Here is a 12,419-nt window from a genome sequence, read left to right on the forward strand (position 1 = left end):
TGATCCACGTATTATTTCTCGGGCAATCGCACAATTCTGTATTTTTCGACATGGATGAATTAAATTTCCCTTACTAGTAAGATGAAAATATTAATCATTCAACTATTTAATTAACTGAGAATAAATGGTATTATAATTAATATTAGCTATGACAAGTCATTCAAAAATAACTTTTGCTGCTTTATTAAAGTGTAAGTATAAATAAGAGAAAAGGAGTGGAGAACATGGATATTCAAATCAACAAAGATCTTATTGAAGATGATCGCGGCAATATTTATCTGGTCGTCGATAAGAGTCATGACACCTTGATGCTGGTTAACGCTTTTGTCCATGCATCATTTAAGCATCGGATCATGTTTGATACAGCATTTAAGGACCAGTTCAAAGATTACGAAGGACAATACATAGGCAAACCGGCCATGGATGAGGTTAGACATGATTATGTGTTTGCACTTCATGAATGGGAAGGGAAATTATTTTCACTTAGCGAAGTGGAGAGCAACTATTCATTACAGTTCATTAAGATGATTGAGTATTACAAGCATCCGGGGACGTTATAAGTGAGGGGAACGATAATGATGTATTTTTGGAAAAAACATAAGAGTAAAGTAATCATAGGATTGCTATCGATCTTGCTCGTTGCTAGTGCAGCGCTGAATATTCATCTAATGGATTACAAGGAGGCTCAAAGGGAAACAAACGAAAGATTATGGAATGAAGCGGTTGGCAGGGGGTTCACTTTGCCGATAGAGGATATTGCCTATTTGACAGAGAAGCTTAAGACAGATGACTTACTAGAGACCGATGAGGTGGTGAGTCGACTTGATGCGGCAGCACGCAGTCTGGAACTGGGCAGCATGTCGCTTCAGCAGATGGAGCCTTACTTTAGACAGCAAAACAGTGCATCTACCCGAGTGATGGCAAATCTCTTGCAGGACTACCACCAGTATGTTGAGAGTGATCTCTTGCAGCCATTGCAATCGACAAATAACTTGCGTCATAAATCACATCAGCTGCTTCTAGAGGATCTGGATCGCCTGCAGGAGGATCTGGTCTATCTCAAGGGCGTGATGAGCAAACAGTCTGTTACGAAGGATAAGCCCACAGTTATCCAGCAGACTTGGAAGCAGGCCATTCAGAGGATGGTCGAGCAGAATCCGGATCATGCCTTTCATCAGGGGATAAGAGAGAAGTATGACTGGATTTAAGTTATTTTAAGGTGTGTATTACCTTACGGAGAGGGGAAGCGGAATGGAGCTTAATTTCAGGAATAACTTTTTCAGCTCGGGTATGACAGAAATTGTGGATGGCACGGGTCAAGAAGCTGGAAGTATCGATTTAAAGAGTGCTTTCGGCACTTCTCTGGACATTTATGGACCATCCCGAGATTTGGTTTATTCAGGTAAATTTCGTGCGTTCTCGGGAAAGTGGAATGTAATGGATTCTGGGGAAGAGATTATTGGAATCGTCAGGTCCAAGATGAGCTTTTTCACGAAAAGGTATGAATATCATGCGGGTTCACGAGGAATCTATTCCATCACTTCTCCGGCCTTCTCCAAAGAATATACGATTGAGGATGAATCGGGGAATGTAGCTGCGACCTTTACAAGAACCTCTGGCTTCTTCGGTCCGGGCTCCTACCGTCTAGATAACCTGTCAAGTGAAGTGGGTTCTTATGAATGGATCGCAGTTGTCATGGGAGTTCACTCGATTCAGGCCAGGCAGAATAATGCTGCGAATGCAGCAACTTAAAGACGTAAGAGACACAAGCGCTGTGTCTCTTTGTTTGTTATAGGGCACTTACATGCCATATTTCGGATGCTGGTGCGATTTACACGCCCCTTGATTGAAGTCCTCGAAATAACGCATAGTACAGTAGTGCACTGATCAGCGACGAAGCAAAAATAAGGCTGAAGATACCGAGCGGTGCAACCCAGGCAGATAAAAAAACAGTAATGGGTGCAAAAAGACGGCCGGCAATATACTGCAAATGGTCAGCTCCCATATATTGTCCTCTGGCGTGCTCTGGAGCATATTGGCTTATGAAGCTATGCATCACGGGTGATCTTACGATCTCTCCAATTGTGAAGATGATTGTGCAGCCAAATAAGTACCAGATATTCGTGCCCAGTCCGAGTAGAAATGTACCGATTCCTGTCAGCAATGCAGATAGAATGAATACGTTACGGTCTTGTACAGGACGCAGCCATCTGGTGACTGGGAGTACAAACAGCACAAACATAAGACCGTTCAAGCCCAGAACCCAGCCCAATATTTCAGTATGTTCCAACCGGATGTTTATATCAAACATAGAGATTAAGGACTGTGCTGGAACGTAATTGGTAATATAGACTGCTAAATAAAGATCCAGCTGCATGATTGAAATGAGCGAGAATACTCCTGCCAGCAAGTAGAGAAGAAACATTTTATCTCGGAAAATAATCCCGTAGCCTGTCCATTGTTCCCTTAGTAAACTTAGAAATGATTGGGATGATGTACGATTGGTAACAGATTCGGGCTTGCTCTCATGAACGAAGAAAAAGATCAGAGCCGAGTAGATCAGCATCATGGTGGTACAGCACCACAGCAGCTCTTGCCGATATTCGAAGAAGAATACAGCGCCTAAGGCGGGGCCAAGCACGGCTCCTAAATTGTTCGCCGTCGTATAAGCAGCAAATACTTGTCTGCGGTCCTTCTGCGGGACCAGATCTGCGACCATCGCGGAACTGGCGGGTTTGTACAAGGCGGAACCCAAGCCAATTCCTATAAAAGCCGCATAATCCACTACATGATGAGTCGATGCGGCAAACAGGGCAAACATGATGGTCTGCAGTGCTGTACCGATAAGCATCACTGTACGTCTGCCTAAACGGTCAGCCATGTATCCGCCAATTAAGCTGCCGGCCAAACTGAACAAGGGAGGCACTGTCATCATAAGCCCAGCTGTCTGTAATCCGAACACTTCGCTGAAATAAACCGTAATGAAAGGGAAGTACATCCAGTACAGCATGTTGAACAGCGATTCACCAAATAATCGGATCTTCAGATTGGTGTTCCACAACCGAATCTTCACTTTAAAGCTAGCCTCCATTCTTGCACATTAATATATTCACCTGGCCAGGTCTATCAAAATATAGATGATTTTTTTGGAAAAATATAGACTTATATTTATTCAGGATTTATACTAATAATATGAAAAGCAAGGCGACGCCTGTCTAATTCCGAAGCTGCAAATATCGAACATATGTTCCATTGGTGTTAAACTGAACAAACCATTCGCTCAACCTGATGTTACTCATACAGCTGTTTTCAAGTAGTTAAACTATTTGAAAACAGCTTTTTTTGCTTGAAAATCATTTATAATACGAATTTGCATAGCAACCGCGCAGAAAATGAAGAAAGGATTGAAGAAATGATAGCGGTCCAATTCTGTATATGATGCACCCCCCTTTAAGAAAAAAAAGAACCCGAGTCTTTACAAAAAGACCGGGGTTCTCCAGAATAGTCCTAAGTATAAATGATATTGTAGGTTGATTTGATAACTCCACTAGAGTATTGCTTCATTTCCACTAACTTTAAGTTAAGACGCGGCTTTACGCTTCCAAATAGAGAAATACCTTCACCAACTATAATGGGATTAACCTTCAGCACTAATTGATCAATGAGTTTATGCTTAATCAACGACCCAGCTAATTCTCCACCTCCACATAGCCAAATTTTTCCGTTCCCATGCTGTTTAAGATTTTTAATAAATCCTACTGCATCACCTTTAACAAGCTCGACCTCTTCGTTTGACTCAAACTGCATGGAGTTTGAAAATATGTAATGCTTTATGCCCTTATAGCCAGGTTCACCTGGCTTAGCACCAAGTTGAAATCCAAACTCATATGTTTTTCCACCCATCAATACGGCATCGTATTGTTGAATATCGGATAAAAAGTCTGGGACATGATCCCCATCAAATAAAAAGCTGGAATTATTAATCTTTCCATCGATCATACCTTGATCCGCAATAAAGTTATCTAGTGAAACTGCAACATGATAAATCAATTCGGCCATTCAGTCATCCCTCCAAGAAAATGAATTATCTAAATCAATTCTATAAAGCAGGTTTCAATCCCTTTTCTTATTAATCTCTTTAACTTTATTTCGTTTCCGAATATCCATATTTCTCTATATTTCCTTTCATTTTCTTTTGCAAACTATAGAGGTTGTATATGATATAGTACTAAAGAAATATCACTTATACGTATGAGGAGAGACGTTAGATGCCTGCCCAATTTTTAATCGGACAATATGGTGGTTTTGATCTCGGTAAATATGAAAGAGATTTCAAGAGTCACTTTTTTGGAATTGAAAATTGTTTATATGAGTCTGTGGAGGATTTTGATAGGCTTTTGTCCTTGTCCCATAAGGATGGATTCAAGTATGGATTTCATTTCGCTCCTCGTGCTGGGCAACATGATTCTCGGGATGCGCTCTTTATGTCATCAGATGAGAACACTAGAGAAGAAGCATTCCGTTTCATTGAACAAGAGCTGGAGTTTTTGCGTGATAAGCAATTAACACCAGAATATGTACTGTTTCATTATCCTAAGCCGGTAAGACTGGATCCGCAGAAGGATTGGGGGCTGTGGTATTTTGACAATGAAGCGGAGTATGAATGGGAGAGCGAGCATTCGAACCTATCCTTTGAAGCCAGAAGTGAAGAGGTATTTCAGAGATTATCCCATTATGGGGAGCAGTACGGTTTTACGCCGGTTCTTGAATTTGACGCTGTACCGAGTGTCATTGTGGAAACCGATCTGCTGATTCGACTACTGGAGAAGTATCCCTCTATTCGAATCTGTCTGGATACGGCCCGATTGTTTCTTCAGTCCTTGACCGATCCGGATTTTGATGCGATGAAAGTAATTCGCAAGTACACTCCCTATGCCAAGCTCATTCATTTATCCAATGCCCGTTACACAGATAACGCGGTTCTAAGGCATCATCCGGTGCTTCCGAGTTTATCTCCTATTGATGGCTGGGCACCGATCGAGGATTATCTAATCGCCATTCGGGAGCTGAATTCGGATGTCCTTATACTATTCGAGCACCAATCTGATCGTATCACGGATGCTGAGCTTGCGGAATGCTATGAGTGGGTAGATGGACTCATGAACAGGGAAAAAACAGCTTGTTAAGATATAACTGCAAGCATGCTGCGAGAAGGAGTATTCATTATGAATCTAATAGAGGAAGCCATTAAATTAAGAAATGAAGGAAACAAGGAAGAAGCGCTGGAAAGACTACTTCATATTAAAAATACAATTGAAAATGACCAATCGGCGCAAATAAGCTATCAGATTGCTTGGACTTACGATTCATTAGGACTTGAGAAGGAAGCTGTTCCTTATTATTTGGAGGCCATCTCCATGGGGATACAGGGAGAAGATAGATCAGGAGCTTTGTTGGGACTGGGCAGTACATATCGAAGCTTGGGTCAGTATGAAGCTGCCGAGAACATATTAAGGCAAGGTATAGAAGAATTCCCGAATCATAGAGAGTTTAGAGTCTTTCTTGCAATGGTTCAGTATAATCTCAAAGAATATGCATCCGCCATGAGGCTGCTGCTGAAGGAAATTGCTGAAAATTCTAATCATTCCGGAGTTCAGAGCTACAGACAGGCCATTGCCTTCTATGCGGATAAGCTGGATCAGCGCTGGGATTAACTAGAAAATGTCCTTTCGTTGAAGAAACGTTAAGTATTCAGCTCTCGAATTTTCAAAACTTCGATGTCATTTATTTTACGGAACTTGTAAGTTTTTTCGTGATTTCACTTGCTAACTTCAATTTTGTAGTATAAAATGACATCAATATTTAAATACGATGAAGAGGAATAGTACATCAATTCCAAGCGATCAGAGAGCTGTTGTCCGGTGCAAAACAGCCGCATAGGAATGTTGGAACTCGCCTTGAAGTAGCTCGCTGAACTGGAGTAGGTGGAGCCGGAGTCCTAACCGTTATCAATTAGGGGATATAAGTTCATTGCAACTGGACCTGTATCTGCCTGAGTGCATACCTTATGGTATGAATTAGAGTGGTACCACGTAAGATGTAAAGTCTTTCGTCTCTTATGAAGAGATGGAAGGCTTTTTTTGCATCCATAAATCAGATGTACATACTATTGGGAAAAGGGTGGTCGTTACGATGAAAAATGTGGAGAAATATGCAAGAGGTTATTTTATGCCCCCGAAGACAAGCATGAACTGGGCAAAAAAAGAATATATTTCCGAAGCACCGACCTGGTGTAGTGTCGATCTTAGAGATGGAAACCAGGCGCTCGTGGTGCCTATGAACCTTGAAGAGAAGCTGGAGTATTTTAATCTCCTTGTGGACATTGGATTCAAAGAGATTGAGGTCGGCTTTCCAGCTGCATCCGAGACAGAATTTGCTTTTCTTAGAACCTTAATTGAGCAGAACCTTATTCCAGATGATGTAACGATTCAAGTACTTACCCAATCCAGAGAGCATATTATTCGCAAGACCTTTGAATCCCTTAGAGGAGCCAAAAGTGCGGTCGTCCATCTGTATAACTCCACAAGCCTTGCTCAGCGTGAGCAGGTGTTCCGCAAATCCAAGAAAGAAATTATTGATATTGCGGTATCCGGAGCAAAGCTGTTGAAGCAGTGTGCCCAGGATACAGAAGGGAATTTTAAGTTCCAATATTCGCCTGAGAGCTTTACCGGTACGGAGATAGAATTTGCTCTTGATATCTGCAACAGTGTACTCGATGTATGGCAGCCTACAGCAGACAATCAGGTGATTATTAATCTGCCTGCTACCGTATCGATGTCCATGCCTCACATTTATGCGAGCCAGATCGAATATATGAGTGAACACTTAAGCCATCGGGAGCATGTAATCTTGTCGGTCCATCCGCACAATGATAGAGGAACCGGTGTTGCAGATGCGGAGCTGGCGATGCTGGCAGGTGCACAGCGGGTAGAAGGAACCTTATTTGGTAATGGAGAACGTACAGGGAATGTAGATATCGTCACTCTAGCACTGAATATGTATTCTCACGGAGTAGATCCTCAGCTAGATCTTACCAATATTCCTCAGATCATCTCGGTATATGAACGCCTGACGAAAATGAATGTGGATGAGAGACATCCATATGGCGGGGAACTTGTATTTACGGCCTTCTCAGGCTCACATCAGGATGCGATCGCCAAAGGGATGAAATGGCGTGAAGAGGAGCAGCGTACCCACTGGTCCGTTCCTTATCTGCTGATTGATCCGATTGATATCGGCCGTGAATATGAAGGTGACATTATTCGTATCAATAGTCAATCCGGCAAGGGCGGTATCGGGTTCATTTTACAACAGAAATATGGCCTTGATCTTCCGCCGAAGATGCGCGAAGACTTTGGTTATGTCGTCAAGAATGTGTCAGACCGTACACAAAAAGAGCTGATGCCAAACGAAATTTACGATATCTTCATGCAGGAATATGTAAACATTTCAGTACCGGTCGAATTTGTGAAATACCAGTTCCCGGATGATGAGGACTTCCATACAATTGTAACGATTCAAACGGGTGGAGAATTAAAACAAATTACAGGTAACGGTAACGGAAGACTGGATGCCATCAGTAATGCGCTTCAGAATCATTGTGGACTAGAATATAAGGACCTGGTATACCGCGAGCATGCACTTGAGACGGGCTCCAAATCACAGGCTGTTTCTTACATCGGTATTACATCCAGTAATGGAACCGTATTCTGGGGCTGCGGCGTTGACGCCGATATCGCCAAATCCTCTGTCAAGGCTTTGTTTAGCGCGGTGAATAAAATGAACCAGAAGCAGTAACTATTTCATTTACAAGGTCATATATCGTTTGATTAAATCCCCTTCCAAAAAACTGGGTGAATAAGCCATCACAACAATTCAATGGTGATGAGCATACTCCAACCTTAGCGGAAGGGGAATATTTGTTTTTATACTAAATACTCATTATGTTGTCTTACAAGTTACTGCTATAATATAATACATATTGAATAATAACTAATAGAATATGAAATCAAGCAGAAGGGATGTGATCTGTATTCAATTCAACCGAGTGACTAGCAGCAAGCTGTATATACAAATCTATGATCAAATCTTGTCTCAAATACAGTCAGGAACATTTGATATAGGTGACAAATTGCCAACAGAACGAGAACTCTGTGCTCAGTTTGGTGTAAGTCGTGCGCCGATTAGACAAGCATTGAGCGCTTTGGAAATGAACGGTTATATTTATTCACGTCAAGGAGAAGGTGTTTATGTAAAGAGTACTCAGAGTCCTTCAGAATCAGCTTCCTCTGAAACGTCTTTTATGCTTGAATCTATTGCACCAGAGGATATTGTTGAGGCGAGAATGAATATCGAACCATTGATTGCCAAATATGCTGCACTAAGAGCATCGAAGGAAGAGATTGAAGCTCTTCGCATGACCGTGGCGCAGATGGAATTAGAGACAGCCCAAGGGGAATATGTGCCAGAGACGGATGAAAGACTGCATACCGAAATCGCTAAAGCTTCTCATAACGACCTGTTTCTTCAGTTTGTAACCGCTATAGTGGAGGCCATGAAACAGCAGGAAATGTGGAAGTTTATCCGTGATCGCACGGTTACCCGTCCGGATTATAGAGACACGAATTTCCAAGAACATAAAGAAATTATTTCAGCCATTGAGCAGCATGATGGAGATCGGGCGGAGAAGCTTATGACTTCGCATATGCAAAACCTATATGACCGCTATTGGAAACATGAATAGCATGAATCAATCCTCTGTTCAAAGAAGGGATGAACGGAGGATTTTTCTATGAAAAAGATCCTATTATTGAACAAGTCGTGAATAAAGTGTTGACATATTTATTAAGCGAGTTTTATACTAGGGATGCAAAACACTTAGGATACAAGTTAACAAGTAGATCAATTTACAAAAACTTGTATAATGTTCATGGAAGAAGGGAGAGAGGAAATTTATTTTTTTAGTTTTTGTAAGCGGTTAATTTAGCGGGTTCGCCACCGCAGGTCAACCTAGATAGCATGATTATTACACCTTTATGGGGGAATTTGTTATGGATATTCAGCAGCTAGAGAAATCAACGACCCGCAAGGTTACGCTTCGATTAATTCCGTTTTTGTTTCTATGCTTTACAATATCCATCCTTGACCGGGTAAATATTGGATTTGCTGCACTTCGTATGAATGAGGATTTAGGCTTCTCGGATGCGGTATATGGCTTTGGAGCCGGCATCTTTTTTGTAGGTTATTTTCTGCTAGAAGTACCGGGCAGTGCGATGATGACCAAAATCGGAGCAAGACGCTGGATCAGCCGCATTATGATATCGTGGGGACTCATTGCGATCATTATGGCTTTTGTCCAAACTCCGGTGCAATTTTATATCGTTCGATTCCTGCTTGGGGTAGCAGAGGCAAGCTTTTACCCCTGCATGGTTCATTATCTGAGTGGATTTTATCAATCCAAGCATCATGCCAAGGCAATTGCTGGCTTCATGATTGCCATTCCCGCAGCGAATGCGATCGGATCACCACTCTCTACATTTTTACTCCAGATTGATTGGTTAGGACTTTCTGGTTGGCAATGGCTATTTATTTTGGAAGCGATTCCAGCAATTCTGCTAGGTATTATCTGCTACTTCTATCTGACAGATCGGATTGAGGACGCGAAATGGTTGACGAATGAAGAGAAAACGTGGCTTATCGACGTAACGACGAAGGAAGCGCAAGCGAAGCAAAAGGTGAAAAACTATACGTTCTGGCAAGCAATCAAAGACCGTGACGTCATTATATTGTCATTTGGATACTTTTTTTGGATGTTCGGTTACTACGGAATAAATATGTTCCTGCCGACGATCTCTCAAGGATTAACACAGACGACAGGGTTGTCTTTGCAAAATATGGGATGGGTGCTTGGAGCCATGTATCTGTTCGCCATGGTTGTCATGTTTTTCGTAGGTAGAAGCTCAGATAAAACCAATGAACGCAGGCTGCATGTAGCAGGATGTCTTATCATAAGTGCTATTGCGATGATCCTTAGTGTGTTTATTGCTGAATACAGTATTGTAGGCGCATTCATTTTGTTGACGATCAGTTTGTGCGGAGCTTTTGGAGCCTATTCTCCGTTCTGGGCTATTCCGCCGTCCTTCTTGACAGGGGCTGCAGCAGGTGGAGCGATCGCTTTCATTAATAGTATCGGTAATCTTGGAGGCTTCTTCGGTCCCTATTTTGTAGGGTTCATCAATGACCTTACCGGAACACATAATATGGGAATGATTATTCTGGGAATTAGTATGATTGTAAGTGCCGTTATTGTCGTTACTCTTGTGAAGCAATCCGGCAAGAACAACACTGCCGAGAGTCAGGCTCCAATAAAAAATACGAGTGATACTTTAGTATGATTCTATTCAAGTGCAGATTAACAACCAAATTAGAAATAAGCGAGTATAAATAAGCAGATTTACTTCTATACTCGTTTTTATTTAAAGTAACTTAGGAGACAAGTAGACAAAATTACAAATGCGAAGTCTATATTTTTCATTTCACTAAAACATGAGGTGATCATTCATGCAGCAACCGAGTATTGAACAATTAAAGAACATGGCTGTTGAATTACGGCAAACTGCTCTGACCATGATTTACGAAGCACAGTCCGGACATCCCGGGGGATCTTTTTCGGCAGCCGACATTATCGCAGCTCTATATTTTAAGGAAATGAATATTGATCCTGCAAACCCGAAATGGGAGGATCGGGACCGGTTCGTTTTGTCCAAAGGACATGTATGCCCAATCCAATATGCGGCCCTGCTGCATAGAGGCTATGTACCTTTTGAGCATGTCCATACGTTACGTAAATACGGTTCTCCATTTCAAGGTCATCCGGATATGAAAAAATGCCCGGGCATCGATATTTCTACCGGTTCGCTAGGCCAAGGGTTATCCTGTGCAGTCGGTATGGCGATTGCAGGTAAACGGGACGAAAAAGATTACAGGGTATTTGCGATGCTGGGTGATGGAGAGTGTCAAGAAGGACAGATCTGGGAAGCCGCACAAACGGCCAACAAGTATCAATTAGACAATCTGATTGTCTTCGTTGACGATAATAATCTGCAGATTGACGGCACCTGCGATGAAATTATGCCAAACCTTGATCTAGAGCTGAAATTCCAAGCGTTCGGTTTTGAGACTAAACGAATTGACGGCCACGATATGGAGCAGATTGTGAGCACCTTGGATGAAATCCGAGACAAGCAGAATGGTAAACCTAAATGCATCGTTTGCAACACGGTAAAAGGCAGAGGAGTTTCATTTATGGAAAATGTTTGCGGCTGGCATGGAGCTGCTCCAAAAGAAGCTGAATATTTAGATGCTATGAAAGAAATTGCGGGAGGTTTGAAATGATGAACACATCCAAAACAAACACGCAAAATAAGAAAATAGCGACGAGAGACGCCTTTGGTCACGAAATCGTTGAATTGGGCTTGCAGAACAAAAATATTTATGTTGTCGATATAGATATTGGCAAATCATGTAAAACGACAGATTTTGCAGCTAAGCTGCCAAATCAGCACATCAATGTCGGTATTGCTGAGCAGAATGCAGCAGGCCTTGCAGCAGGTCTCGCAACAACAGGGAAGATTCCTTTTATTAGCACTTATGCGGTATTTGGGTCACTGCGTATGGCTGAACAAGTCAGGCAGGAGGTGTGCTATCCGAATCTTAATGTGAAAATCGCCTGCTCCCATGGTGGACTTACCCCTGCAAATGACGGAGGCAGTCATCAGGCGATTGAGGATATGGGGGTCCTGCGTACTATACCTAATATGACAGTTATTATGGGAGCGGATTATTATTCCACTCGTAAGCTGGTTGCCGCTGCAGCGGAGCATGATGGTCCTGTCTATCTGCGTTTTACACGGGATACCATTCCCGTCATATATGATGAAAATGAAAAATTTGAGATCGGAAAAGCCAAGCAGCTGAAGAATGGCACAGATGTAGCCATTATTGCCAACGGAGATACTGTCCATCTAGCTATGGAAGCAGCAGAAGATCTGGAGAAGGAAGGTATTTCTGTAAAGCTGCTTGATATGCATACCCTTAAACCGCTCGATCGGGAAGCCGTGGTCGATTGCTTGTCTATCGGAAGAATCATTACTGTGGAGGATCACAACATCTTGAATGGACTTGGCAGTGCAGTGAGTGAGGTGGTCGCAGAAGAAGGCGGAGCCATTGTCAGACGGATTGGTGTACAGGATCGCTTCGGTGAATCTGCCCCTTACGAGAAACTGCTGGAGTTGAACGGTATTACCGTGCAGAACATTGTATCTACGGCTAAATCAATGTTGAAATGACGAAATCAAAAT

12 protein-coding genes and 1 other annotated feature are annotated in these 12,419 nt (G+C 42.3%); of the genes, 10 read left to right on the forward strand and 2 right to left on the reverse strand.

All coding sequences use genetic code 11. The features are described 5' to 3' along the window. Positions 1-224 precede the first annotated feature (224 nt). From BLW49_RS09115 to BLW49_RS09125, 3 genes are read left to right on the forward strand one after another with little or no spacing between them, the layout of a single operon-like run. Positions 225-560, forward strand: coding sequence for a hypothetical protein (locus BLW49_RS09115; RefSeq protein WP_090724185.1), 336 nt, complete (start codon positions 225-227; stop codon positions 558-560). A gap of 15 nt (positions 561-575) precedes the next feature. Next, positions 576-1,208 (forward strand): hypothetical protein, encoded by a 633-nt coding sequence (locus tag BLW49_RS09120; protein ID WP_143042097.1) that lies wholly within the window; start codon positions 576-578, stop codon positions 1,206-1,208. 43 nt (positions 1,209-1,251) lie between these two features. Beyond that, positions 1,252-1,752 carry an LURP-one-related family protein gene (locus BLW49_RS09125; RefSeq protein WP_090724188.1) on the forward strand — a complete coding sequence of 167 codons (501 nt, stop codon included), beginning with the start codon at positions 1,252-1,254 and terminating at the stop codon, positions 1,750-1,752. A gap of 79 nt (positions 1,753-1,831) precedes the next feature. Here the strand turns inward: BLW49_RS09125 and BLW49_RS09130 are convergent, their stop codons facing one another. Beyond that, complete coding sequence (locus BLW49_RS09130; protein WP_177178687.1) at positions 1,832-3,073, reverse strand: MDR family MFS transporter; 1,242 nt, start codon at positions 3,071-3,073, stop codon at positions 1,832-1,834. 434 nt (positions 3,074-3,507) lie between these two features. Continuing rightward, positions 3,508-4,059 (reverse strand): dihydrofolate reductase family protein, encoded by a 552-nt coding sequence (locus BLW49_RS09135; protein ID WP_090724190.1) that lies wholly within the window; start codon positions 4,057-4,059, stop codon positions 3,508-3,510. 209 nt (positions 4,060-4,268) lie between these two features. Here BLW49_RS09135 and BLW49_RS09140 point away from each other — a divergent pair, with 209 nt between their 5' ends. The 7 genes from BLW49_RS09140 (at position 4,269) to BLW49_RS09170 (ending at position 12,407) form a co-directional block, all read left to right on the forward strand. Beyond that, positions 4,269-5,186 (forward strand): TIM barrel protein, encoded by a 918-nt coding sequence (locus BLW49_RS09140; protein ID WP_090724192.1) that lies wholly within the window; start codon positions 4,269-4,271, stop codon positions 5,184-5,186. A 39-nt stretch (positions 5,187-5,225) separates the two neighbouring features. Then, a complete protein-coding gene (locus tag BLW49_RS09145; protein ID WP_090724193.1) occupies positions 5,226-5,714 on the forward strand; it encodes a tetratricopeptide repeat protein in 489 nt (162 codons plus the stop codon). Positions 5,715-5,862: 148 nt separating this feature from the next. After that, positions 5,863-6,120, forward strand: a binding site (T-box leader). 72 nt (positions 6,121-6,192) lie between these two features. After that, positions 6,193-7,857 carry a 2-isopropylmalate synthase gene (gene leuA, locus BLW49_RS09150; protein WP_076313576.1) on the forward strand — a complete coding sequence of 555 codons (1,665 nt, stop codon included), beginning with the start codon at positions 6,193-6,195 and terminating at the stop codon, positions 7,855-7,857. Positions 7,858-8,062: 205 nt separating this feature from the next. Beyond that, on the forward strand, positions 8,063-8,803 hold the full coding sequence (locus BLW49_RS09155) for a FadR/GntR family transcriptional regulator (protein ID WP_076313577.1): 741 nt from the start codon (positions 8,063-8,065) through the stop codon (positions 8,801-8,803). A gap of 307 nt (positions 8,804-9,110) precedes the next feature. Next, the gene (locus BLW49_RS09160; protein WP_076313578.1) at positions 9,111-10,454 is read left to right on the forward strand and encodes an MFS transporter; all 1,344 of its coding nucleotides are present in this window, start codon (positions 9,111-9,113) and stop codon (positions 10,452-10,454) included. Between the two features lie 166 nt (positions 10,455-10,620). Continuing rightward, positions 10,621-11,454: a transketolase gene (locus tag BLW49_RS09165; protein ID WP_076313579.1), complete on the forward strand. Its 834-nt coding sequence runs from the start codon at positions 10,621-10,623 to the stop codon at positions 11,452-11,454. Next, positions 11,454-12,407 carry a transketolase family protein gene (locus BLW49_RS09170; RefSeq protein ID WP_090724532.1) on the forward strand — a complete coding sequence of 318 codons (954 nt, stop codon included), beginning with the start codon at positions 11,454-11,456 and terminating at the stop codon, positions 12,405-12,407. Before BLW49_RS09165 ends, BLW49_RS09170 begins: the two co-directional genes overlap by 1 nt. Positions 12,408-12,419: the final 12 nt, after the last annotated feature.

This window comes from Paenibacillus sp. PDC88 (genome assembly GCF_900106725.1).
Taxonomy (GTDB): domain Bacteria; phylum Bacillota; class Bacilli; order Paenibacillales; family Paenibacillaceae; genus Paenibacillus; species Paenibacillus shunpengii.